Annotated in this window: 23 protein-coding genes; 17 read left to right on the top strand and 6 right to left on the bottom strand. The window is 60.0% G+C overall.

What is annotated here, in order from left to right; genetic code table 11:
• Positions 1-394 precede the first annotated feature (394 nt).
• On the top strand, positions 395-1,300 hold the full coding sequence (locus QK296_RS12625) for a hypothetical protein (RefSeq protein ID WP_003191684.1): 906 nt from the start codon (positions 395-397) through the stop codon (positions 1,298-1,300).
• Between the two features lie 237 nt (positions 1,301-1,537).
• Here the strand turns inward: QK296_RS12625 and QK296_RS12630 are convergent, their stop codons facing one another.
• Entirely contained in the window at positions 1,538-2,446 is a 909-nt protein-coding gene (locus QK296_RS12630; protein WP_003191682.1) for a MurR/RpiR family transcriptional regulator, read from the bottom strand.
• Between the two features lie 284 nt (positions 2,447-2,730).
• On the opposite strand from QK296_RS12630, the gene iolC reads away from it, so the two are divergent.
• From iolC to QK296_RS12695, 13 genes are all read left to right on the top strand, one after another.
• A complete protein-coding gene (gene iolC / locus QK296_RS12635) occupies positions 2,731-4,668 on the top strand; it encodes a 5-dehydro-2-deoxygluconokinase (RefSeq protein WP_120248132.1) in 1,938 nt (645 codons plus the stop codon).
• Between the two features lie 148 nt (positions 4,669-4,816).
• Complete coding sequence (gene iolE / locus QK296_RS12640) at positions 4,817-5,704, top strand: myo-inosose-2 dehydratase (protein ID WP_094774659.1); 888 nt, start codon at positions 4,817-4,819, stop codon at positions 5,702-5,704.
• Positions 5,705-5,707: 3 nt separating this feature from the next.
• A complete protein-coding gene (gene iolB, locus QK296_RS12645; protein ID WP_003191678.1) occupies positions 5,708-6,496 on the top strand; it encodes a 5-deoxy-glucuronate isomerase in 789 nt (262 codons plus the stop codon).
• Positions 6,497-6,522: 26 nt separating this feature from the next.
• Positions 6,523-7,344, top strand: a complete 822-nt coding sequence (locus tag QK296_RS12650) for a TIM barrel protein (RefSeq protein ID WP_003191677.1) — start codon at positions 6,523-6,525, stop codon at positions 7,342-7,344.
• A gap of 148 nt (positions 7,345-7,492) precedes the next feature.
• On the top strand, positions 7,493-9,424 hold the full coding sequence (gene iolD / locus QK296_RS12655) for a 3D-(3,5/4)-trihydroxycyclohexane-1,2-dione acylhydrolase (decyclizing) (RefSeq protein ID WP_034134957.1): 1,932 nt from the start codon (positions 7,493-7,495) through the stop codon (positions 9,422-9,424).
• Positions 9,425-9,443: 19 nt separating this feature from the next.
• A complete protein-coding gene (locus QK296_RS12660) occupies positions 9,444-10,454 on the top strand; it encodes a Gfo/Idh/MocA family oxidoreductase (RefSeq protein ID WP_169855897.1) in 1,011 nt (336 codons plus the stop codon).
• A 151-nt stretch (positions 10,455-10,605) separates the two neighbouring features.
• Complete coding sequence (locus tag QK296_RS12665; RefSeq protein ID WP_003191674.1) at positions 10,606-11,634, top strand: Gfo/Idh/MocA family oxidoreductase; 1,029 nt, start codon at positions 10,606-10,608, stop codon at positions 11,632-11,634.
• Positions 11,635-11,760: 126 nt separating this feature from the next.
• A complete protein-coding gene (locus QK296_RS12670; protein WP_003191673.1) occupies positions 11,761-11,937 on the top strand; it encodes a hypothetical protein in 177 nt (58 codons plus the stop codon).
• Positions 11,938-11,986: 49 nt separating this feature from the next.
• On the top strand, positions 11,987-12,922 hold the full coding sequence (locus tag QK296_RS12675; RefSeq protein WP_120248129.1) for a sugar ABC transporter substrate-binding protein: 936 nt from the start codon (positions 11,987-11,989) through the stop codon (positions 12,920-12,922).
• Between the two features lie 64 nt (positions 12,923-12,986).
• Positions 12,987-14,540, top strand: a complete 1,554-nt coding sequence (locus QK296_RS12680; RefSeq protein ID WP_003191670.1) for a sugar ABC transporter ATP-binding protein — start codon at positions 12,987-12,989, stop codon at positions 14,538-14,540.
• A 26-nt stretch (positions 14,541-14,566) separates the two neighbouring features.
• Complete coding sequence (locus QK296_RS12685) at positions 14,567-15,589, top strand: ABC transporter permease (RefSeq protein ID WP_003191668.1); 1,023 nt, start codon at positions 14,567-14,569, stop codon at positions 15,587-15,589.
• Between the two features lie 409 nt (positions 15,590-15,998).
• A complete protein-coding gene (locus QK296_RS12690) occupies positions 15,999-16,403 on the top strand; it encodes a TraR/DksA C4-type zinc finger protein (protein WP_003191666.1) in 405 nt (134 codons plus the stop codon).
• A gap of 155 nt (positions 16,404-16,558) precedes the next feature.
• Entirely contained in the window at positions 16,559-16,762 is a 204-nt protein-coding gene (locus tag QK296_RS12695) for a hypothetical protein (RefSeq protein ID WP_003191664.1), read from the top strand.
• On the opposite strand, the gene QK296_RS12700 is transcribed toward QK296_RS12695, so the two are convergent.
• From QK296_RS12700 to QK296_RS12710, 3 genes are all read right to left on the bottom strand, one after another.
• Positions 16,763-17,005: a DUF2789 domain-containing protein gene (locus tag QK296_RS12700; RefSeq protein ID WP_003191663.1), complete on the bottom strand. Its 243-nt coding sequence runs from the start codon at positions 17,003-17,005 to the stop codon at positions 16,763-16,765.
• 70 nt (positions 17,006-17,075) lie between these two features.
• Entirely contained in the window at positions 17,076-17,306 is a 231-nt protein-coding gene (locus tag QK296_RS12705) for a hypothetical protein (RefSeq protein ID WP_003191661.1), read from the bottom strand.
• Positions 17,307-17,416: 110 nt separating this feature from the next.
• Entirely contained in the window at positions 17,417-17,692 is a 276-nt protein-coding gene (locus tag QK296_RS12710; RefSeq protein ID WP_080765570.1) for a hypothetical protein, read from the bottom strand.
• Positions 17,693-18,087: 395 nt separating this feature from the next.
• Between QK296_RS12710 and QK296_RS12715 the strand changes: the two genes are divergently transcribed.
• Together QK296_RS12715 and QK296_RS12720 are read left to right on the top strand one after the other, a co-directional pair.
• Positions 18,088-18,537 (top strand): hypothetical protein, encoded by a 450-nt coding sequence (locus tag QK296_RS12715; protein ID WP_044274081.1) that lies wholly within the window; start codon positions 18,088-18,090, stop codon positions 18,535-18,537.
• 131 nt (positions 18,538-18,668) lie between these two features.
• Positions 18,669-19,676 carry an ABC transporter substrate-binding protein gene (locus tag QK296_RS12720; RefSeq protein ID WP_003191654.1) on the top strand — a complete coding sequence of 336 codons (1,008 nt, stop codon included), beginning with the start codon at positions 18,669-18,671 and terminating at the stop codon, positions 19,674-19,676.
• A gap of 140 nt (positions 19,677-19,816) precedes the next feature.
• On the opposite strand, the gene QK296_RS12725 is transcribed toward QK296_RS12720, so the two are convergent.
• Positions 19,817-21,943 carry a TonB-dependent receptor gene (locus QK296_RS12725; RefSeq protein ID WP_281912647.1) on the bottom strand — a complete coding sequence of 709 codons (2,127 nt, stop codon included), beginning with the start codon at positions 21,941-21,943 and terminating at the stop codon, positions 19,817-19,819.
• A 91-nt stretch (positions 21,944-22,034) separates the two neighbouring features.
• Entirely contained in the window at positions 22,035-22,424 is a 390-nt protein-coding gene (locus tag QK296_RS12730) for a DUF2946 domain-containing protein (protein WP_034134960.1), read from the bottom strand.
• Between the two features lie 93 nt (positions 22,425-22,517).
• On the opposite strand from QK296_RS12730, the gene QK296_RS12735 reads away from it, so the two are divergent.
• The gene (locus QK296_RS12735) at positions 22,518-22,955 is read left to right on the top strand and encodes a DUF3995 domain-containing protein (protein ID WP_003191649.1); all 438 of its coding nucleotides are present in this window, start codon (positions 22,518-22,520) and stop codon (positions 22,953-22,955) included.
• The last annotated feature ends 82 nt before the right edge of the window (positions 22,956-23,037 follow it).

Raw genomic sequence — 23,037 nt, forward strand, 5'->3', positions numbered from 1 at the left:
CCCAAATCCCTGTCGAATTCCGGCCAGCGTGGTTTAACGGGGCGCCTGAGATCAAGATCAAAAGCAGATCAAGAGCGACTCGCTTCGCATCGTGGTTACCGTCCGCTGCTACAGCCCACAAAGTTATGTAGGTAACTATGCTGCGATGGCGGCTTACCTGCTGGCATATTCAGTGGCTGTCACGCCGCCATCGCAGGCAAGCCAGCTCCCACAGGGGAGTGCATTACGCCCGCCTGATATCGCCATTTATTGCAACCTGCATGATCTGGCTAAGTTCAATTTAAATAAACCATTGAAATTAAAGGAATTTAATTTTAGTCGCGGCTGGCACGCTGCCTGCACTGTCCGTTTTGAGACTTGTAACATCATTTTTCGTGCCTGGAGCAAAACAACAATGATCACATCCTCATCCACGCTGCAAGAGTCAAGCACGCTCTCCGGGGTTTCCTGGGGGGCGATTTTCGCCGGTGCCGCTGCGGCGGCTGCCTTGTCATTGATCCTGGTGTTGCTGGGTTTCGGCCTGGGCTTTTCGGCGGTGTCGCCGTGGGCTAACAGCGGTATCAGCGCCAAGGGCCTTGGCATTTCCACGATTGTCTGGCTGGCGTTCACCCAGATTGTCGCTTCTGGCCTGGGCGGTTACATCGCCGGTCGGTTGCGGGTGAAGTGGGCCAACATGCACGGCGACGAGGTGTACTTTCGCGATACCGCCCATGGTTTCCTGGCGTGGGCAGTGGCCACATTGATCACGGCGATGCTGGTGGTCGGTTCGGTCAGCAGTGTGGTCAGCGGCGGCGTGAAAGCGGGTGCGAGTGTGGCTTCGGGCGCGGCCAGCGGCCTCACCCAGGCGGCGGGCAGTGCGGCCAAGGGTGCCGACAGTGGTGACTTCGGTTATTACGTCGACAGCCTGTTCCGCGATGATCGCCCCGCGGCGGTCAGCGATGATGCAGCCCACGCCGTAGTCGGTCGCATCCTGACGCGCACGTTGAGCAACGACGGCCAACTGGCAGCGGAAGATCGTGCCTACCTGGCCCAACTGATCAGCCAACGTACCAACCTGAGCCAGGCCGATGCCGAAGCCCGCATCGACAAGGTCTATGGCGATGCGCGCAAGGCCGTCGAAGACGCCAAGCTCAAAGCCAAGCAAGCTGCTGAAACCGCAGCGAAAGTGGCGGCTTACACCTCGCTGTGGACCTTTGTAGCGCTGCTCATCGGGGCGTTCTTCGCCAGCTTCGCCGCCACCTTCGGCGGTCGCCGCCGGGATGCCGTGGTGTACGTCGAAACCGAAAACTACGTTCGTTAATTCAAGGAGAACATGATGCGCTCATTACTGCTGTGGTTCCTCGGCGTGCCGATTCCAGTGATCATCCTGATTGCGATCTTCATGCACTAAACCCACTCCTGGCTCGCTCCCCCTTGTAGGAGCGAGCTTGCTCGCGAAAAACTCACAGGCGCCACGTTCCCTCAGGGAGTACGCGTTATCGTTGTGGTTTTTCGCGAGCAAGCTCGCTCCTACAGAGGGCAAATAGAGCAAGCCTTGTCAGTCGTCAAATCCTACCTGCTCATGGATCTCATCCACCTTCAATTCCAACCGATACGCCACCGCAATAAACAACGCCTGGCACAGGCACAGCGTGGCGCTCAGCGAGCGGAAAGCAAACGAAGAACCTTCATTGACCAACAGCACCGCGTTCGCCCGCTTGGCCAGGGGCGACAGGTTGCTGTCGGTGATGATCAGGGTCTTGGCCTGGTGATGCTGCGCAATGCGCAGGCAGTGCTGGGTCTCTTTGCCGTAGGGCGTAAAACTGATCGCAATCACCAGGTCATTGGCGCGTACGCTGCGCATCTGCTCGCGGTAACTGCCGCCTAGGCCTGAGATCAAGTGGATGCGCTTGTTGGTGTGCTGCAGGTTGTAGACCAGGTAGTCGGCCACCGCAAAGGAGCGGCGCACGCCAACCACGTAGATGTTGTCGGCATTGACCACCAGGTCTACGGCTTTCTCGAAGGCCGCGTCGTCCAGCTCCAGCCCCAGGCGTTCGATGCCCGACAAGGTGGCGTTGACGCACTCGCGCGCCAGGTCGCCGCCGCTGGCCTTCTGCGACTTGTTGGCGATCATGCTGCGGATGCGCTGCTGGTAGTTCTGCACCGGCGTGGTCTTGTGGGTATACGCCTCGCGAAACAAAGCCTGCATCTCACTGAACCCACTGAAGCCGAAACGCTGGGAAAACCGCACGATGGCCGAGGGGTGCACTTCGCACTCGCGGGCGATGTCGCTGATGCGGTCGACCATGATCCGGTCGCTCTGCTGGCTCATGTAACTGGCGATGCGTTTGAGCTGTCGCGGCAGGCTCTCGTATTCGTCGGTGATCAGCTGCAACAGGCGTTCGGCATTGACCGGAGGGCTGGCGACAGTTTCTTCCAGGGTGGTCTCGGGATCGGTGCGGGACATGGGCAATCCTTCTGGCGTGTTCGTCTGATGCGCTGATGGGTGGCGCAAGTCTACAGGGTAGGCGCAAAAAAATACCCCGGCATCACGGCCCGCGTGGCCTGCTGAAACGATGCATGGGCGCTGGCGTGCCACTATCCTGAGGTATTGGAAAAAATATTCCACTAAAAATAATTATGGAATAAATATTGATTGCTGCCCGCGGACGTTCTAGTCTGCTCCCACCAAGAGCGTTTGCCGTCGCCACGGCGGCACAACGCAGGCTGATAAAAATAACAGGAGCCAGCATGGGCCAGACTCGTTTTGCCAGTGGGCGTCAATTGGATCTGATTTGCCTCGGGCGCCTGGGCGTCGATCTCTATGCGCAGCAAGTCGGTGCGCGGCTTGAAGATGTGTCCAGCTTCGCCAAGTATCTGGGCGGTTCCTCCGCCAATATCGCTTTCGGCACCGCCAGGCTTGGGCTCAAGTCGGCGATGCTGAGCCGGGTAGGGGATGACCACATGGGCCGTTTCCTGGTGGAGTCCCTGGCCCGCGAAGGCTGCGATGTCAGCGGCATCAAGGTCGACCCGGAGCGCCTCACCGCCCTGGTGCTGCTGGGCCTAAAAGACCGTGAAACCTTCCCCCTGGTGTTCTACCGCGAAAACTGCGCCGACATGGCCCTGCGCGCCGAAGACATCAGCGAAGCCTTTATTGCCTCGAGCAAGGCGCTGTTGATCACCGGTACGCATTTCTCCACCGACGGCGTGTACAAGGCCAGCCTGCAGGCCCTGGATTATGCGGCCAAGCACAACGTCAAGCGCGTGCTGGACATCGACTATCGCCCCGTGTTGTGGGGCCTGGCCGGCAAGGCCGATGGCGAAACTCGTTTTGTTGCCGACCAGAATGTCAGCCAGCATGTGCAGAAGATCCTGCCGCGTTTCGACCTGATCGTCGGCACCGAAGAGGAATTCCTCATCGCCGGCGGCAGTGAAGACCTGCTCACGGCCCTGCGTACCGTGCGTGAACTGACCCCGGCGACCCTGGTGGTCAAGCTCGGCCCCCAGGGCTGCACGGTGATCCACGGCGCGATTCCCGCGCGCCTGGAAGACGGGGCGATCTACCCCGGTGTACGGGTTGAAGTGCTCAACGTGCTGGGCGCCGGTGATGCCTTTATGTCGGGCTTTCTCAGCGGCTGGATCAATGACGCCAGCGATGAGCGTTGCAGCCAGTTGGCCAATGCCTGTGGCGGCCTGGTGGTGTCGCGCCACGCCTGTGCGCCAGCGATGCCGACCCCCGCCGAACTCGATTACCTGTTCAGCAGCCCCGTGCCCATCACCCGGCCGGACCAGGACGTGACCCTGCAACGCCTGCACCGTGTCACGGTGCCGCGCAAAGCCTGGAAGCAACTGTTCGTATTTGCCTTCGACCACCGCTGGCAATTGGTGGAGCTGGCGCAAAAAGGCGGCCAGGCCCCTGAGCGTATCAGCGACATCAAGCAGTTGTTTATCCAGGCCATCGAACGCGTGGAGCGCAAACTCAGCGAGCAGGGCGTCGAGGCCGATGTGGGCCTGCTCGCCGACCAACGCTTTGGCCAGGATGCACTCAACGCGGCCACGGGTCGCGGCTGGTGGATCGCGCGCCCGGTGGAGGTGCAGAACTCGCGGCCCCTGGCGTTCGAGCACGGCCGTTCAATTGGCAGCAACCTGATTGCCTGGCCCCAGGAACACATCATCAAGTGCCTGGTGCAATTTCACCCCGATGACGAGCCGATGCTGCGCCTGGAACAGGAAGCGCAACTCAAGGCGGTGTACGAGGCGTCGTTGGTCAGTGGCCACGAACTGCTGCTGGAAGTCATCCCGCCCAAGGATCACCCGTCCACCTACCCGGACGTGCTCTATCGCAGCCTCAAGCGCCTCTACAACCTGGGCATCTACCCGGCCTGGTGGAAGATCGAAACCCAGTCGGCCGCAGACTGGAAAAAGCTCGACGAACTGATCCAGGAACGCGACCCCTACTGCCGCGGCGTGGTGTTGCTGGGCCTGAATGCTTCCCCCGAGTTTCTCGCCGATGGTTTCAAGCAGGCCAGCCAGAGCAGCACCTGCCGTGGGTTTGCCGTGGGCCGCACGATCTTCCACGAGCCGAGCCGGGCGTGGATGGCGGGGGAGATTGATGACGAAACGCTGATCCAGCAGGTGCAGCAGACCTTCGAACAGCTCATCAATGCCTGGCTCAGTGCCCGACAGTAAATACGATCAGATGTGGGAGCTGGCTTGCCTGCGATAGCAACCTATCAGTTGCAAATGTTCTGCCTGACACGCTGCTATCGCAGGCAAGCCAGCTCCCACACAAAGCAGATTCCAGTGAATTCTGAAGATAAAAACAAAAGGTGCAGCCATGCCCGCAATCCGAATTGGCATCAACCCGATCTCCTGGAGCAACGACGACCTCCCGGCCCTCGGCGGTGAGACCCCGCTGAGCACGGCCCTGAGCGAAGGCAAGGACATCGGCTACGAAGGTTTTGAACTCAACGGCAAATTCCCCAAGGATGCCAAGGGCGTCGCTGACGTGCTGCGTCCTTATGACCTGGCGCTGGTGTCCGGTTGGTACTCCAGCCGCCTGGCCCGCCGTTCGGTGGCTGAAGAAATCGAAGCCATTGCCGGCCATGTCGAACTGCTCAAACACAACGGCGCCTCGGTGCTGGTATACGGCGAAGTGGCCGACTCGATCCAGGGCTCGCGCATCCGCCTGATCGAGCGCCCGCGTTTTCACAGTGAACAGGCCTGGCAGGCTTACGCCGACAAGCTCACCGAGCTGGCGCGCTTCACCTTGTCCCAGGGCGTGCGTCTGGCCTACCACCACCATATGGGCGCCTACGTCGAATCCCCCGAAGACATCGATCAGTTGATGAAGCGCACGGGCCCGGAAGTCGGCCTGCTGTTCGATTCGGGCCACTGCTACATGGGCGGCGGCGAACCCATTGAGGTGCTGCGCAAGCATATCGACCGCGTCTGCCATGTGCATTTCAAGGACGTACGCAAACCCGTGGTGCAACTGGCGCGCAACCAGATGTGGAGCTTCCCGGACTGCATCGTCAACGGCACCTTTACCGTGCCCGGCGATGGAGATATCGACTTCGCACCGTTGCTGGATGTGTTGCTCGCGGCCAGCTACAAGGGCTGGCTGGTGGTGGAAGCCGAGCAGGACCCGGCCGTGGCGCCCAGCTATATCTACGCGAAGAAGGGTTATGACACCCTGCGTGCGCTTCTCAACCAGAGGACTTGAGTGATGAGCTTGTTGGTCAAAAGCAGCAAACGCGGGCAAACCATGGTGGCGCTGGAAGCGGGGCGCCTGGAGTATGTGGGCTTTGCCGCCTACCGTTTGAGCCTGGGCGAAACCCTGCCGGTCAGCGCCGGTGATCAGGAGCTGTGCCTGGTGTTGCTCAGCGGTCGGGTGAATATCGAAGGTGAAGGTTTCAATTGGCAGAACCTGGGTGATCGCCAGTCGGTGTTCGAAGACAAATCACCGTTCGCCGCCTATTTCCCGCCGGGCACCGACGCCCAGGTCACGGCCCTGAGCGATGTGCAGATCGCCGTCTGCGCAGCGCCGGGTGCCAAGGGTTTTGCCCCGCGCTTAATCCGCCCCGAGCAGTGCAAGCGCAGTGTGCGCGGCAAAGGCGCCAATACCCGCTACGTGTGCGACATCCTGCCCGACAGCGAGCCGGCCCATTCGCTGCTGGTGGTGGAAGTACGCACGCCGTCCGGGCATTCCTCCAGCTACCCGCCGCACAAGCACGACACCGACGACCTGCCGCACCAGAGCTTTCTGGAAGAGACCTACTACCACCAGGTCAACCCGCCCCAGGGCTTCGTGTTCCAGCGCGTGTACACCGACGATCGCAGCATCGACCAGGCCATGGCCGTGGAAAACAGCGACCTGGTGGTGGTGCCCAAGGGCTATCACCCGGTCAGCGTGCCGTACGGCTACGAGTCTTATTACCTGAACGTGATGGCCGGCCCCAAGCGCGCCTGGCATTTCCATAACGACCCGCAGCACAGCTGGCTGCTGGACCTCTAAACGGTGTTGGACGGAGAACAAAAACAATGAAGTCGCCGCTACGTTTTGCCCTTAACCGCATGGTCGCCCCCCACCTGTCCTTGCCGGATTTCATCCAGTTGGCGGCTGCCCTCAACTGCGAGGCCATTGAGATCCGCAACGACCTCAAAAACCGTGAAATCGAATACGGCACACCCGCCAGCCGCGTGCGCGAGTTGTGCGCAGCGCAGGGTATCAAGGTGCTGTCGATCAACGCGCTGTACCCCTTTGATGTGTGGAACGACGAGCGCCGTGCCCAGGCAATCGAACTGGCCACCTACGCCCGTGAGTGCGGGGCCGAAGGCTTGGTGATGTGCCCGTTCAATCAGCCTGGCGATACGCGCAACGACGCGCAGCGCGCCGCCGGTTTGCGCACGGCGTTGAGCGAGCTGGCGTTGATCCTGCGCGAGTACGGGATTCTCGGTTTCATCGAGCCCCTGGGCTTCACGGTATCCGCTCTGCGCCGCAAGCGCGTGGCAGTGGATGCCATCAAGGCCATCGGTGGCCTGGATGTATTCCGGGTGGTGCACGACACCTTTCACCATCACCTGGCCGGCGAGCATGAGTTCTTCCCGGAACTGACCGGCCTGGTGCATATCTCCGGAGTGGAAGACCGCGAGGCGCCGCTGGACTCGATCCGCGACGGCCACCGCGTGTTGGTGGGCGAGGACGATATCCTCGGCAATGCGGCGCAGATCGAGACCTTGCTGAGCACCGGCTACAGCGGCTATTTGTCGTTCGAGCCGTTTGCCGAAAGCGTGCATGGGTTGGCGGATATCCGGCAGGCGTTGGGCAGCAGCATGGCGTACTTGCAAAAGCCCCTGCCATAACGCGATCAAAATGTGGGAGCTGGCTTGCCTGCGATAGCGGTCTATCAGTTGCACATGTATTGCCTGACATACCGCTATCGCAGGCAAGCCAGCTCCCACACTGGATCGGTGTTGAACACTTCAATTGCAGTCACACAAGGTGCAAGTAATGACCACAACACGATTGACCATGGCCCAGGCCCTGGTGAAGTTCCTGGACAACCAATACATCGAAGTCGACGGCGTACAGAGCAAGTTTGTCGCCGGTGTATTCACTATTTTCGGGCATGGCAATGTGTTGGGCCTCGGCCAGGCCCTGGAGCAGGACAGCGGCGATCTGGTGGTGCATCAGGGCCGCAATGAGCAAGGCATGGCCCATGCCGCCATCGGATTTGCCAAGCAGCACCTGCGCCGCAAGATCTATGCGTGCACGGCCTCGGTCGGGCCGGGCGCGGCCAATATGCTCACCGCCGCAGCCACCGCCACCGCCAACCGCATCCCGTTGCTGTTGCTGCCCGGCGATGTGTATGCCAGCCGCCAGCCCGACCCGGTGTTGCAGCAGATCGAGCAGTTCCACGACCTGAGCATCAGCACCAACGACGCCTTCCGCTCCGTGAGCAAATATTGGGACCGCATCAACCGCCCCGAGCAACTGATGACCGCGGCGATCCACGCCATGCGCGTGCTGACCGACCCGGCCGAAACCGGCGCGGTAACACTGGCCTTGCCCCAGGATGTACAAGCCGAAGCCTGGGACTACCCCGATTACTTCCTGCAAAAACGCGTGCACCGCATCGACCGACGCCCGGCCACCCGCGCCATGCTCGATGACGCGCTGGCGGCTTTTCGCGGCAAGCGCAAGCCGCTGATCATTTGCGGCGGCGGGGTCAAGTACTCCGGCGCCAACCAGGCACTGCAAGCCTTTGCCGAGCGGTTCGATATTCCCTTCGCGGAAACCCAGGCGGGCAAGAGCGCCGTGGTGTCCAGCCATGCGCTGAACGTCGGCGGCATCGGCGAAACCGGCTGCCTGGCGGCCAACCTGCTGGCGCCCGAGGCCGACCTGATTATTGGCATCGGCACCCGTTATACCGACTTCACCACCTCGTCAAAATCGCTGTTCAAGCACCCCGAGGTGAAGTTTCTCAACCTCAATATCAGCCCAGCCGATGCCTTGAAGCTGGACGGTGTGCAAGTGCTGGCCGATGCAAAAGTGGCCCTTGAAGCACTGGCCACTGCCCTGGGCGATTACCGCTCGGGCTGGGGCGAGCAGATCGCCGACGCCAAGGCGCAACTCGACGCCGAAGTGGACCGCGTGCATCAGGTGCAATACCTGGGTGATGAGTTCGTCCCCGAAGTCGACGACCACCTGGACCGTGCCGTCCTGCGCGAATTCATCGAACTGACCGGTTCGTGCCTGACCCAAAGCGCGGTGCTCGGCGTGCTCAATGCACGCCTGGCCGATGACGCGATTATTGTGGCCGCCGCCGGCAGCCTGCCCGGCGATTTGCAGCGCGCCTGGCGCAGCAAGGGCGTCAACACCTACCACGTCGAGTATGGCTATTCATGCATGGGCTATGAAATCAATGCCGCCCTGGGCGTGAAGCTGGCCGAGCCAGGCAAGGAGGTGTACGCCCTGGTCGGCGATGGCTCCTACATGATGCTGCACTCGGAGCTGGCCACCTCGATCCAGGAGCGGCGCAAGATCAACGTGGTGCTGTTGGACAACATGGCGTTCGGTTGCATCAACAACCTGCAAATCGGCAATGGCATGGACAGCTTCGGCACCGAGTTCCGCTACCGCAACCCCGAGAGCGGCAAGCTCGACGGTGGCCTGGTGCCGGTGGATTTCGCCATGAGTGCGGCGGCTTATGGCTGCAAGACCTACAAGGTCAGCACGCTGGAACAGCTGGAAGCGGCGTTGGCCGATGCCCGCACGCAAACCGTCTCCACGCTGATCGATATCAAGGTGCTGCCCAAGACCATGGTCCACGGCTACCTGTCGTGGTGGCGGGTGGGGGTGGCGCAAGTGTCCACCAGTGAGCGCACGAATGCAGCGGCAAAAAAACTCAATGAACACCTGGCCAAGGCCCGGCAGTACTAACAACAAGAGGAGTGTTTGTATGTCTTTGAAGCTTGGAGTGATCGGTACGGGCGCCATCGGCCGGGACCATATTCGTCGTTGCAGCCAGGCCTTGCTCAACAGCCAGGTGGTGGCCGTCACCGACATCAACCTTGAACAAGCCGCCCAGGTGGTGGTGGATTTGAAGCTGGACGCCGAGGTGTACCCGGACGGCCATGCGCTGATCAACTCGCCAGAGGTCGAAGCGGTACTGGTGACGTCCTGGGGGCCGAGCCATGAAGAATTTGTGCTGGCCGCGATTGCCGCCGGCAAACCGGTGTTCTGTGAGAAACCCCTGGCGGTGACGGCCGAGGGGTGCCGCAACATTGTCGAGGCCGAAGTGGCCCACGGCAAACGCCTGGTCCAGGTGGGTTTCATGCGCCCGTACGACCAAGGCTACCGCGCCCTCAAGGCGGTGATCGACAGCGGCCAGATTGGCGAGCCGTTGATGCTGCACTGCGCGCACCGCAACCCCACGGTGGGCGAGAACTACAACACCGGCATGGCGATCACCGACACCTTGATCCATGAGCTGGACGTGCTGCGTTGGCTGCTTAATGACGACTACGTGTCCGTGCAGGTGGTGTTCCCGCGCAAGACCAGCAAGGCGCTGGCGCACCTGCGTGACCCGCAGATCGTGCTGCTGGAAACCGCCAAAGGCACGCGTATCGACGTGGAAGTGTTTGTGAACTGCCAATACGGCTACGACATCCAGTGTGAAGTGGTAGGGGAGAGCGGCATCGCCAAGTTGCCGGAGCCGTCCCAGGTGCAACTGCGCAGCGAGGCGAAGCTGTCCAATGCGATCCTGATGGATTGGAAGGATCGGTTTATCGGTGCCTATGACGTGGAGTTGCAGGCGTTTATCGACAGCGTGCTGGCCGGGCAAGTCGGCGGGCCGTCGGCCTGGGATGGGTTTGCGGCGGCGGTGGCGGCGGATGCGTGTATTGAAGCCCAGGGCAGTGGGCAGATTGTGAAAGTCAGCCTGCCGGATCGCCCGCGCTTCTACGGCTAACTCACTGAAGAAATGTGGTTAACACTGTGGGGAGCTGGCTTGCCTGCGATAGCGGTCTATCAGTGACAAATTCATTGCCTGACACACTGCTATCGCAGGCAAGCCAGCTCCCACAGTTGATTGGGTTTCCAAATCAATTCCGGAGTTGAATATGCGAATCGGACTAGTGGGCTACGGTCACGGTGGGCGCTTTTTTCATGCGCCGCTGATCGCCACCCTGCCTGACGCCACCTTTGTCGGCGTGGTGACGCGTTCACCCGAACGTCGCCAGCAATTGAGTACTGATCTTCCCGGTGTCAAAGCCTTCGACTCCATCGGCCAGATCGTCGAAGCCGGCGTCGATGCCCTGGTGATTTCGACCACCTTGAAAGGTCGGCCGGCCCTGGTGCTGGAAGCCATCGAGCATGGGGTGGCGGTGGTCAGCGACAAACCTTTTGCCGCCAACGCCGAACAAGCCCAGGCCCTGATTACCGCTGCCGAGCGCCAGGGCTCGTTGCTCAGCGTCTACCAGAACCGGCGCTGGGATTCGGACTACCTGACCCTGCGCAAACTGATCGACGCCGGCGCCCTGGGCACCATTACCCGCTTTGAATCCCGCGTGGAGCGCTACAGCCCGCAGGCCGTGGGCAATGCCAGCGGTGGCGGATGGCTGCGCGACCTGGGCAGCCACCTGGTCGACCAGGCGCTGCAACTGTTCGGCCCGGTGGAGCGGGTGTTCGCCCAATTGCACTACACCCCTGAACATCCCACGGTAGACCACGGCTTCTTTGTCTCCCTCACCCACGCCAACGGCGTGATTTCGCACCTGTGGGGCAACGCGTTGCAGAACAGCCAGGCGCCGCGCTTTCGCGTCAGTGGCAGCCTGGGTTGCTACACCGTCGACGGCCTGGACGGCCAGGAAGAAGCGCTGCTGGCCGGCAAGTCGCCGAAAACCGAAGGCGAACACTGGGGCGCTGAGGAGCATCGACGCTGGGGCTGGTTTGAACAAGGGCCGGAGCGTGAGCGGGTGCCGTCGGAGAAGGGCTGCTGGAACCAGTTCTACCGCCAGTTGCAAGCCGCCGTGATGGGGCAGGGGCCGCTGCCCGTCAACGCCTATGACGCCCTGGAAACCACCCGTATATTAGACGCCGCACGCCTGAGCGCCGAGCGCCAGCAGGTGGTTTCGACAAAAATAGAATAAAATTCTAAAACAGGTTGATATGGAAATTATTTTCTAATACAGTCTTTTCCAGGTTGCATAAAGTACGTCCCGGAACCTACGGGCGACTCAACAAAAACAAGATCAAAAACAACCAGGTACCGTCAGATGAAAATCTTCAACGCTGTACTGCGAGTTTTACGCCCCCTCCAAGCGCCACGCGGACTGCCCCGCGCCCGGCCGTTCTACTTCTCCTTCCTGAATGTGCTGTGCGTCGAAAACCAGGGCGCGCTGGTGTGCTGCATTCCAGGCGCGCCGGTGGTGCGACTGACAGCCGAGTCCTGATCAACGCAACGTCGAAAAAAACTAACAAGAAAGTGGAGACAGACCGTTCATGAAGACCCCGATCCGTTTTACCGCCCTGGCCTTGTCCATGCTGCTGGCCAGTGGCGTTGCCGTCGCCGCCGATCTCAAGGTGGGCGTGACGATGTCCGCATTCGATGACACCTTCCTCACCTACCTGCGCGAGGACATGGACAAACAAGCCAAGTCCTATCCAAAAGGCGATGGCGTGCAACTGCAGTTCGAAGATGCCCGCGCCGATGTGGTCAAGCAGTTGAGCCAGGTCGAGAACTTCATCAGCCAGAAGGTCGATGCGATTATCGTTAACCCGGTCGATACCGCGTCGACCAAGAACATCATCAGTGCCGCCACCAAGGCAGGTATTCCGCTGGTGTTCGTCAACCGTCGCCCCGACCAGAAAGACCTGCCCAAGGACGTGGTGGCCGTGACCTCCGATGACGTCGAGGCCGGCCGCCTGCAAATGCAGTACATCGCCGAAAAACTCGGCGGCAAGGGCAAGGTCGTGATCCTGCTGGGCGACCTGGCGAACAACTCCACCACTAACCGCACGAAGGGCGTGAAGGAAGTGCTGGCCAAGTACCCGGACATCAAGATCGAGCAGGAACAAACCGGAATCTGGTTGCGTGACAGGGGCATGACCCTGGTCAACGACTGGCTGACCCAGGGCCGGGAGTTCAATGCGGTGCTGGCCAACAACGATGAGATGGCGATCGGCGCGTCCATGGCCCTGAGATCGGCTGGCAAGGAAAAAGGCAGCGTGTTGATTGCCGGTGTCGACGGCACGCCCGATGGCTTGAACGCGATCACCAAGGGTGACATGACCGTGTCGGCCTTTCAGGACGCCAAGGGCCAGGCGGTAGGTTCGGTGGAAGCAGCGCGCAAGATGGCCAAGAACGAGCCGGTCGAGCAGAACGTGGTGATCCCGTTCCAGTTGATCACCCCGGACAACGTCAAAGACTTCAAGTAGCCCCGACATAACAACAAAAGCTGGCAGGGCGGTTACGGCCGCCCTGCAGATGGAGTACCTCCCTATGCTTGCTCAAGCCGCCACGTCTCAGCCCGCCGCCCACCGGGCGCTGGCGCTGGACGAACCTTACCTGCTGGAAATCCTCAACATCAGCAAAGGCTTTCCCGGTGTCGTGGCCCTGGACGATGTGCAACTGCGGGTGCGCCCCGGCACGGTGCTGGCGTTGATGGGCGAGAACGGCGCGGGCAAGTCGACGCTGATGAAGATCATCGCCGGCATCTACCAGCCCGACGCCGGCGAAATTCGCCTGCGTGGCAAGCCGATCACCTTTGAAACGCCGCTGGCCGCGCAAAAGGCCGGGATCGCGATGATCCACCAGGAACTCAACCTGATGCCCCATATGAGCATCGCCGAGAACATCTGGATCGGCCGCGAACAACTCAACAGCCTGCACATGGTCAACCACCGCGAAATGCACCGCTGCACCGCCGAGCTGCTGGCGCGCCTGCGAATCAACCTCGACCCGGAAGAACAGGTCGGCAACCTGAGCATTGCCGAACGGCAGATGGTCGAGATTGCCAAGGCGGTGTCCTATGACTCCGACATCCTGATCATGGATGAACCCACCTCGGCCATTACCGACAAGGAAGTGGCCCACCTGTTTTCGATCATTGCCGACCTCAAGTCCCAGGGCAAAGGCATCGTCTACATCACCCACAAAATGAACGAAGTGTTCGCCATCGCCGATGAAGTGGCGGTGTTCCGTGACGGCCAATACATCGGTTTGCAACGGGCCGACAGCATGAACAGCGACAGCCTCATCTCGATGATGGTCGGGCGTGAGCTGAGCCAGTTGTTCCCAGTGCGCGAGACGCCGATTGGTGACCTGCTGCTGTCGGTGCGCGACCTGAGCCTGGACGGCGTATTCAAAGACGTATCGTTCGACCTGCACGCCGGGGAAATCCTCGGTATCGCCGGGTTGATGGGCTCCGGGCGCACCAACGTGGCGGAAACCATTTTTGGCATCACCCCAAGCTCCAGCGGGCAAATTACCCTGGACGGCAAGGCGGTGCGCATTACCGACCCGCATATGGCCATCGAGAAAGGCTTTGCGCTGTTGACCGAGGACCGCAAGCTCAGCGGCCTGTTCCCGTGCCTGTCGGTGCTGGAGAACATGGAGATGGCGGTGTTGCCGCACTATTCGGGCAACGGCTTTATCCAGCAGAAAGCCTTGCGCGCCCTGTGTGAAGACATGTGCAAGAAACTGCGGGTGAAAACCCCGTCCCTGGAGCAATGCATCGACACTTTGTCCGGTGGCAACCAGCAAAAGGCCTTGCTGGCGCGTTGGCTGATGACCAACCCCCGCTTGCTGATCCTGGATGAACCGACACGCGGCATCGACGTGGGCGCCAAGGCCGAGATCTATCGCTTGATCGCCTTCCTCGCCAGCGAAGGTATGGCGGTGATCATGATTTCTTCCGAACTGCCCGAAGTGCTCGGCATGAGCGACCGGGTGATGGTGATGCACGAAGGTGAGCTGATGGGCACCCTGGACCGCGCCGAGGCGACCCAGGAAAAAGTCATGCAGTTGGCTTCCGGGATGACCGCAGTCCACTGATCTACAGAATAAGAAGGTGATGGGTTATGAACGCAATAACAGACAACAAGCCGGCAACCGCACCGGTCAAGAACCGTCGACGCATGCCCACCGAGCTGAGTATCTTCCTGGTGCTGATCGGTATCGGCCTGGTGTTTGAATTGTTCGGCTGGATCGTGCGCGACCAGAGCTTTCTGATGAACTCCCAGCGCCTGGTGCTGATGATCCTGCAGGTGTCGATCATTGGCCTTCTGGCCATCGGTGTGACCCAGGTGATCATCACCACGGGCATCGACTTGTCGTCCGGCTCGGTGCTGGCGTTGTCAGCGATGATTGCTGCCAGCCTGGCGCAAACCTCCGACTTTTCCCGGGCGGTGTTTCCGTCCCTCACCGACTTGCCGGTGTGGATCCCGGTGGCGATGGGCTTGGGCGTGGGGCTTTTAGCGGGGGCGATCAACGGCAGCATTATCGCGGTCACCGGCATCCCGCCGTTTATCGCGACCCTGGGCATGATGGTCTCGGCCCGTGGCCTGGCGCGCTACTACACCGAAGGCCAGCCGGTGAGCATGCTCTCGGACTCCTACACAGCAATCGGCCATGGCGCCATGCCGGTGATCATCTTCCTGGTGGTGGCGGTGATCTTCCACATTGCCCTGCGTTACACCAAATATGGCAAGTACACCTATGCCATTGGCGGCAACATGCAGGCGGCGCGTACCTCGGGGATCAACGTCAAGCGCCACCTGATCATTGTCTACAGCATCGCCGGTCTCCTGGCGGGCCTGGCCGGCGTGGTGGCCTCGGCACGTGCAGCGACGGGGCAGGCCGGCATGGGCATGTCCTACGAGCTGGACGCGATTGCCGCCGCAGTGATCGGCGGTACCAGCCTGGCCGGTGGAGTAGGGCGCATCACCGGCACGGTGATCGGCGCGCTGATCCTCGGGGTGATGGCCAGCGGGTTTACCTTTGTCGGGGTGGACGCGTATATCCAGGACATCATCAAGGGCCTGATCATTGTGGTGGCGGTGGTGATCGACCAATACCGCAACAAGCGCAAGCTCAAGCGCTGAGTACCTGCCCCTTGTAGGAGCGAGCGTGCTCGCGAAAGCTGCAAAGATAACGCGGGCTATCTGATTGAACGCGGTGTCCTTGAATGCTTCGCGAGCAAGCTCGCTCCTACAGGGGGCCAGGCCCTTTCAACCGTTTGTCTTCTATATAGCTCCATAACACTGAATTTCTTGCTATAAACGCACTCCGATGACCATTCGCCAAGCCCGTCCTGGTGCTTTTGGGGGTTGATCGGGAAAAAATGCCTGTCTTTTCAGTTGCTGCGCCCTCAAGTCGGCCTTAGACTGCCGCCCCTCGTAAATTGAGTGCCGGGTGGCGCTTGAAATGGACGGCGCCCTTCCGAGACCTGCACAGGCCTTGCGGAACGCTCCCTTATTCGCCTTAATGCACGTATTTTTTATAGAGAAATCAATGACAAAGGAAAAGTTGCTGGCCATGCCGGCGGATGACTACATGAATGCCGAACAGCACGCTTTTTTCGAGAAGTTGCTGCAAGACATGAAAGTGGAACACCACGAGCGCATTGAGCAGAACCGTATCGCCATTGAAAGCCTGGACACCCCGGCCGACCCGGCTGACGCGGCTTCCGTGGAAGAAGAGCGCACCTGGTTGGTGAACGCCATTGACCGCGACCAGCGCATGCTGCCGCAACTTGAGCGCGCCCTGGAACGCATCAAGGAAGATTCCTTTGGCTGGTGTGACGACAGCGGCGAGCCTATCGGCCTCAAGCGCCTGCTGATCAGCCCTACCACCAAGTACTGCATCGAAGCGCAAGAGCGCCACGAGCAGATCGACAAGCACCAGCGTCAAGCCTGATGCGCTGAATGGGGCGGCTCTCGAGCTGGCCGCCCCCGTCTCTACATTGTTGCTGTTTATGCAATGAAGCTATTCCGTAGATAGCTTTTTCCAAGAATAAAACCGTAGCATGGCCAACATTGTTAGCCAGCTAACTAATGCTGCGGAGAAGCTCCATGCAAAACAAAGTCGATGTGGCCGTGATGATCGGCAGTGGCGTACCCGAAACTCTGCGTGCCCTGGGCCAGCGCGCCTGCTGGGTGGTGTTGCTCAACGGTGAGCAGCGCGGCACCGCGTTCGCCAGCCGGGATGAGGCGCAGGAATGCCAGGCTGCCTGGCAAGCGCTGTTGCGCAGTGAAGCGTCAGACAGCCTGCATTGATCACACGCGGGGAGGCTCATGCAGCAGTGCATTGAGGTCATCCACTGCGGGCGCCCATTCTGCGTCGACATGCAATTGCTCCCTGAGGAAGTTCGCCTGCTGTTCGCTCCAGAACGGCGCGTCGATGAGTTTTACATCATCGGGCAGGCGATGTTCGGCGGTGAAACGCTCGATAGCTTCCTGGCTGGAATCCAGGCCCAGTTGTTCGAACAGGGTTTCAAGGGTTGGGGTCGTGGTGTCCATAACGTTCTCCATGCGGGTTTATCGTCATGCATGTGAGGGGTCGGGGGGACGCCAGAGTTCTATCGGATTGTCAGGAATTGAGCGCGCCGCAATCTACGGCGGCTTTCAGCGCCTGGGCCGCTTCTTTGCCCGCCACGGCAGCTGCGTCGGCGGTTTTGAACCAGCGGTCTTTTTCCACCTGGTGCGCGGTGACCTTGTTCAGCGGCGGTTTGGCCCGCATGATGATGACCGCTTGAAACTCGCCGTCTACTTCCCTCGCATCACCGTGGATAATAAATTCGCCAATATCAAATTCCGTCACGTATAGCTTTCCCTTCAAGGTAACTGCGTTGATGAAACCTGACCCGCAGGGGGCAAACTTCAATGGACGGGCCAGTATGGCAGTTGTTGAGGGGCGGTGGCGCAGTAAAGTCAGCCAGGTGACGAAACGACCCGACCGCAACGAGCGTGCAGCTTTGCTTCCAGAGTCTTGGCCAGTTCACAGGCCTTGTTGTGATCACTGCGAAAACCCTTGATCCTGCCGCTGGGCACTTCAAGAATATGAAAAAAGTTCTTTCCTGCCGGTACAACTTGGTACAGCACTGAATTGGAGTACCCGTCAAGGTTAAGCAAGCAGTAGTATTGGCGTTCGTCTGGACATGATGAACGAGTGTGGAAGGACGTAGCGTCGTGTTGACGTCGTTGCATGCTCAGCTCCTGTCGATCGATCTTATTGGCCTGTGGTTAGCATTTGCGGTGGTTTTGACCCCGGTTGCTGTTTTAGTATTGTCGTCGGCAGTTCGCGACTGGTTCCATGTCTTGCGTATTTTTTGTGTTGAGTGTCGGAAAACTGCACTTTTAATCGGGTTATTCTCTGAAGTTGGTCGACCTGTATTCTCGGGTCGTTGAACCTGTGATTTGCTGTACCACCGGATGACCTTGCATGAGGTCCGCCGCAGATGTCTGTACTAGCCTTACGCGTTCTCTTCAGTTTTTTAATGACTCTATGATCGTGTCGTAACGGCTATTTTTTGTGCTGCTCGCTTCGGCGGCCAGCGCTTTTTTGATGTGGGGGCGTTTCCTTGGCAGTCAGTAATCTGGATATGCACGCGTTATTCGTGCTGGGTGATTTGCGCGCTAAGTTGGTCAAGCAGTTTCAATCTCGGTTTGTCTACATCACTGAACAGACGCCGGAAGGTATTTATATCGCCGAGATCGATACTGAAACGGCGCTGGTCGTGGATGACAAGCCGCGCCTGGAACTCAAAGTGGGCGACCATTTTCGCGCTTCGGTGTTGCCCAGCCGCGAGGGTGGCAAGTTCGAATTGAGGTTTCGCGACATCAAGTTGACCGTGTACGGCCTCGGCGACTATGCCTTTGTGTCATCGAACGAAGGCCAGGGTATTGTGTTCAAGGAAGGCCACAGCGTGATGCTGGTATTCGCCGCCCATGAGCAATTGCAAGAAGGGTTGACCAAAACCCTGAAGGCCGTGACGGGCAAAGCCGCCAAATGGCGCAAGGGTGAGCTGGTGACCTTCAAGGCCAGCGAGTAGGCGATAATTACGCTGTGCATCTTTGTCTTTTGGAACCTCTACTACAGTTGAGTTGACTTAACTATTCAGAGGCTTCGCGCATTCGCAGCAAAGCCGTTCGCCATGACTGCGAAAACGCGAGGTGCACAGGCATGAAAGGATTGAAGTCACTGCTGGCGGCGGGCCTGACGACCCTGACTCTGTCATTGCCGGTATCGGCTGCCCAGGCACCGGTGCATTTTGCCGACCTGAACTGGGAAAGCGGCAGCCTGATCACAGAAGTCCTGCGTTTTATCGTCGAGAAGGGTTATGACCTGCCCACCGACACCTTGCCAGGCACCACCATCACCCTGGAAACCGCCCTGGCCAAGAATGATATCCAGGTGATCGGCGAGGAGTGGGCTGGCCGCAGCCCGGTGTGGGTCAAGGCGCAAGCCGAAGGCAAGGTGACGGGCCTGGGCGATATCGTCAAAGGCGCCACGGAAGGGTGGTGGGTGCCGGAATACGTGGTCAAGGGTGACCCGGCAAAAGGGCTCAAACCCCTGGCACCGGACCTCAAAAGCGTACAGGACCTGGCGCGTTACAAGGACGTGTTCAAAGACCCTGAGTCTCCAGGCAAGGGACGCTTTCTCAACAGCCCTATTGGCTGGACCTCCGAAGTGGTCAACAAACAGAAGCTCAAGGCTTATGGCCTGGACGACAGCTACGTGAACTTCCGCAGCGGGTCAGGCGCAGCGCTGGATGCGGAGATTGCCTCGTCGATTCGCCGGGGCAAGCCCGTGCTGTTCTACTACTGGTCGCCGACCCCGTTGATGGGGCGCTACAAATTGATCCAGTTGGAAGAACCGCCATTTGATGCAGATGCGTGGAAGACCCTCACTGACGCGGACAACCCGAACCCGAAGCCGACGCGCTCGTTGGCGTCCAAGTTGAGCATTGGCGTATCGACGCCGTTCCAGCAGGAACATCCACACATTGCCGAGTTCTTCGAGAAGGTCGAGTTTCCCATCGAGCCGCTTAACAAAGCCTTGGCGACGATGAGCGAGCGCCATACGCCCCCTCGGGAGGTGGCCCAGGCGTTTCTCAAGGAACATCCACAGGTGTGGAAGGCGTGGTTGACGGACGATGTGGCGCAGAAGGTCGAGGCGAGCCTCAAGTAAGCGCCAGTCTTGGTATCCAGTGAAGATCAAAATGTGGGAGCTGGCTTGCCTGCGATGACTGAGTGTCAGACAACCTATTTTTATGCTGACCCACCGCTATCGCAGGCAAGCCAGCTCCCACATTTGATTGTGTTTGAGCTTTAAAATTTGGTCTGTACAGCCAGCTCAAAGGTCCTCGGTGACCCCAGATAGTACGCCGGCGACACATGGGCAAACTCGGCATACACCTCGTTGGTCAGGTTACGCACCCGCCCGGTGACCGAGGTGTTCGCATCCAGCTTATAGCGCAGGAATGTGCCAAACAGCGTATACGCCGGCACGGTCTGGGTGTTGGCGTTGTCTGCATACACCTGGGCGACGTAGCGCGCATCCACGCCACCTTGCCAATCCTCGGCAAAGTCGTAGGTCAGCCAGAGGTTGCCCACACGCTTGGGCACGTTGGTCGGCGTGTTGCCCTTGCGCGACACCACGGCGCCGCTGGCGGTTTTTTCGTTGAACTCATCGTACTGCGCGTCCACCCAGGCAAAGTTGCCTTCGGCCAGTAGTTTCGGTGTGATATGCAACGAGCTGGCCAGTTCGATGCCCTTGGACGACTGCGCGCCCACCGGGATGCTGCTGGTCGGGTCCAGCGGGTCGGTGACGGCAAAGTCCTTGCGTTCGATCTTGTAGGCCGCGACCGTGGCGGAGCCCCTACCTTGCAGGTAATCGAACTTGCTGCCGATTTCCCATTGCTTGCCGGTGGACACGTCGAACACTTGGGTAGTGGTATTGGGCTGTTCGACGGCGGTGCTGTATTGCACATAGACATTGGCGGACGGGATGAACTGATAGGTCAGGCCCACCCGGCCCGTTACCGGTTCCCAACTGCGCTTGAAGTGCCGTGGGTTGGTGGCGGTGAGGGTGCGGTGGTTGGTCACGTCCAGGTCGATGGCGTCATAGCGTAGGCCGGTCAGCAGCGAGAGCTTGTCTGTCAATCCAAGACGGTTTTCCACGAACAGCGCCTTGGTGGTCACCTGGTTGGTTTTGTCCTTGACGAAACCTGGCTGGGTACCGGGAATATCATAGAAGTGCCCTGGGTCGTAGTGGTTCGGGTCCACGCTACTTTTGCCCGTCACGTTCAAGGGGCTGTTGGTGGTGCTGTTGACCTTGTACTCAAAACCGCCCGACCAGGTGGTGGCAAGGCCGAACACGCTGGAGTCATGGCGCAGTTCGAACTGGTTGCCGTTCTGCTCGCCCTGGTGCCGCACCTGATAGGCCGTCGAGCGGTTCACCGCGCTGTTGTTGGCGTTGTACTGGTAAGTCTCCAGGTTGCGGTAGTCGCGCTGGCTGTCGAGGTGGTAAAGCGTGTTTTTTAGCGTAGTGCTGTCGTTGATCCGGTAGTCGATGATCGACCGTGCCCAGATCGTGCGTTGCTCATAACGACCGTCGGCAACGTTGTAGTTATTGAAGCGGTTGTGCTTGTCGATCTTCAGTTCACCGGCCTTGGGGTTGAGCACCGGCGTGCCCCAGTACGGGCTGTCTTCATGTTCGTCCTGATACTCAAGCGCCAGGGTGTGGGACAGGTTCGGGGTGAGGTCGCTGAGCAGGGAGAATGCGACGCTCCAGGCATCGCGCTGATCGCGGTCGATGTAGCTGTGGTTGGTGTTGCGGCTCACGTCCAGGCGGGCGTAATGCTGTACGTCGGCGCCGGGTTCGGTCAGCGCATGGTTGAGGCCGAACGCCATGCCGGCGGTGTCGTAGCTGCCATAGCTCAGTTGGCCTTCGACGGCCTGTTCCTCGCGGGTTGCCAGCTTGGTCACGTAGTTCAACGAGCCACCCACGGAGCCTGCGCCGTTGATCAAGGAGGAGGGGCCGCCCACCAGTTCGACGCGGTCGTAGATCCACGCATCCACCGGCCGCGCCAGGCCCGTGGCGACATTGATGCCGTTGAACATCTGGGTGATCTGGCTGCTGCTAAACCCCCGGTACGAGACAAAGCCGCCAAAACCGGGCGGGGCGCTGGCGTTGACACCGGGCAGGGTATTGGCCGCGTCGCGGAAGGTCTTGGCGCCGTGGCGCTCGATATCGTTGCGGTTGGCGATGGCCACTGACGCCGGGGTTTCCCGCACGCTCAGGCCCAGGCGCGAGGCCATGCCGCTGGGTTGGTCCAGGGCCAGGCCCGGCTCGGCACTTTGCTCGCCATCAATGGTGGTCGGCGCCAGTTCAAGGGCTGAGGCGCAAACAGGCAGGCAGCCGAACAGGCCCGCCAACAGGGGTAAATGTTTCATGGTTGAATCCTGAAAACTTGGCTCGAAAACAACGCACAGCTACCCGTAGTCCTTACGGCAACGGGGCGATGCAGATCAGAAAGCGCAGGGATCAGGCGACGGCAGGTGGCGCGCGGGGATTAGCCGCAGGCCAGGTGAAGCGGGCGGGAATGTCAGCAGCAAGCACCACCGCAGCAGGCGGCGCATGGGGTTGTGGCAGCACCGCCACGTTCAGGTGGGAATTGAGCGCCGGGCCCATGCCGCCGGTAGAGCACAGCGGGCAACCAAATGCCTTGGATAGCGTGGGCAGGTTTTCGTCTGTCGAGTTGCTGGGCAGCGGCGCCTGGGTACGTGGGTCGACCGTACAGAACTGGCCGCTGATGCCGTTGAGCTGCATCCCCACCATCTGCCCATGACCAATGCTGCAGGCGAACACATTGAACAGGACGCAGCAGTAAAGCATCCAGGCAATGAGTGAGCGGTCGGCACGGGCGAGTTTCATGGGGTGGCACTTTATCATCAGCGACCGACGAAATGCCTGCAAAAAATCTCAGGGCGACTATCCTCATTCGCACATTTTTGTGGAGCGCCGACCATGAGCTTTGTCATTGCGCGATGGATCGTCGGGGTATTTACCTTCATCAGCATGGTGCATTTGTATTGGGCTGCGGGTGGCAAGCTCGGCAGCCTGGCCGCTATCCCGCAACTGCCCGGAGAGTTCGCCAGCGGGCCGAGGCCGGCGTTCAAACCGTCGGCGCTGGGCACTTTTCTGGTGGCGATGGGGCTGGTGGCGATTGCCTTGCTTGTGTGCCTGCGCGCCGGGTTGTATTTCTCGCCGGTGTCCCACGGGGCGTTGCAGTGGGGCATCAGCGCGATTGCCGTGCTGATGTTTGCCCGGGCGATCGGGGATTCGGAGCTAGTGGGGTTTTTCAAGAAGGTCGGCGGGTCGAAGTTTGCTCGCCTGGATACGTATTTTTACTCCCCGTTGTGCCTGGTGTTGGGCGCAGGCTTGTTGGTAGTCGCCTGGACCTGACTGTAGGAGCGAGCTCGCTCGCGAAAAACGTCAACGATGACGCGTTCTTCCTGAATAAGCGCGGCGCTTGTGAGTTTTTCGC

It is taken from the genome of Pseudomonas sp. AL10 (genome assembly GCF_029960685.1).
Taxonomy (GTDB): domain Bacteria; phylum Pseudomonadota; class Gammaproteobacteria; order Pseudomonadales; family Pseudomonadaceae; genus Aquipseudomonas; species Aquipseudomonas lactis.

Coding starts and splice junctions, on each gene's coding strand:
- QK296_RS12665 (WP_003191674.1), top strand. CDS start 10,606: ATGCGAATCGGACTAGTGGGCTACGGTCACGGTGGGCGCTTTTTTCAT.
- iolE (WP_094774659.1), top strand. CDS start 4,817: ATGCCCGCAATCCGAATTGGCATCAACCCGATCTCCTGGAGCAACGAC.
- QK296_RS12685 (WP_003191668.1), top strand. CDS start 14,567: ATGAACGCAATAACAGACAACAAGCCGGCAACCGCACCGGTCAAGAAC.
- QK296_RS12625 (WP_003191684.1), top strand. CDS start 395: ATGATCACATCCTCATCCACGCTGCAAGAGTCAAGCACGCTCTCCGGG.
- QK296_RS12715 (WP_044274081.1), top strand. CDS start 18,088: ATGCACGCGTTATTCGTGCTGGGTGATTTGCGCGCTAAGTTGGTCAAG.
- QK296_RS12725 (WP_281912647.1), bottom strand. CDS start 21,943: ATGAAACATTTACCCCTGTTGGCGGGCCTGTTCGGCTGCCTGCCTGTT.
- iolB (WP_003191678.1), top strand. CDS start 5,708: ATGAGCTTGTTGGTCAAAAGCAGCAAACGCGGGCAAACCATGGTGGCG.
- QK296_RS12680 (WP_003191670.1), top strand. CDS start 12,987: ATGCTTGCTCAAGCCGCCACGTCTCAGCCCGCCGCCCACCGGGCGCTG.
- QK296_RS12735 (WP_003191649.1), top strand. CDS start 22,518: ATGAGCTTTGTCATTGCGCGATGGATCGTCGGGGTATTTACCTTCATC.
- QK296_RS12695 (WP_003191664.1), top strand. CDS start 16,559: ATGCAAAACAAAGTCGATGTGGCCGTGATGATCGGCAGTGGCGTACCC.
- iolC (WP_120248132.1), top strand. CDS start 2,731: ATGGGCCAGACTCGTTTTGCCAGTGGGCGTCAATTGGATCTGATTTGC.
- QK296_RS12720 (WP_003191654.1), top strand. CDS start 18,669: ATGAAAGGATTGAAGTCACTGCTGGCGGCGGGCCTGACGACCCTGACT.
- QK296_RS12700 (WP_003191663.1), bottom strand. CDS start 17,005: ATGGACACCACGACCCCAACCCTTGAAACCCTGTTCGAACAACTGGGC.
- QK296_RS12650 (WP_003191677.1), top strand. CDS start 6,523: ATGAAGTCGCCGCTACGTTTTGCCCTTAACCGCATGGTCGCCCCCCAC.
- QK296_RS12630 (WP_003191682.1), bottom strand. CDS start 2,446: ATGTCCCGCACCGATCCCGAGACCACCCTGGAAGAAACTGTCGCCAGC.
- QK296_RS12730 (WP_034134960.1), bottom strand. CDS start 22,424: ATGAAACTCGCCCGTGCCGACCGCTCACTCATTGCCTGGATGCTTTAC.
- QK296_RS12660 (WP_169855897.1), top strand. CDS start 9,444: ATGTCTTTGAAGCTTGGAGTGATCGGTACGGGCGCCATCGGCCGGGAC.
- QK296_RS12710 (WP_080765570.1), bottom strand. CDS start 17,692: ATGCAACGACGTCAACACGACGCTACGTCCTTCCACACTCGTTCATCA.
- QK296_RS12690 (WP_003191666.1), top strand. CDS start 15,999: ATGACAAAGGAAAAGTTGCTGGCCATGCCGGCGGATGACTACATGAAT.
- QK296_RS12675 (WP_120248129.1), top strand. CDS start 11,987: ATGAAGACCCCGATCCGTTTTACCGCCCTGGCCTTGTCCATGCTGCTG.
- QK296_RS12670 (WP_003191673.1), top strand. CDS start 11,761: ATGAAAATCTTCAACGCTGTACTGCGAGTTTTACGCCCCCTCCAAGCG.
- iolD (WP_034134957.1), top strand. CDS start 7,493: ATGACCACAACACGATTGACCATGGCCCAGGCCCTGGTGAAGTTCCTG.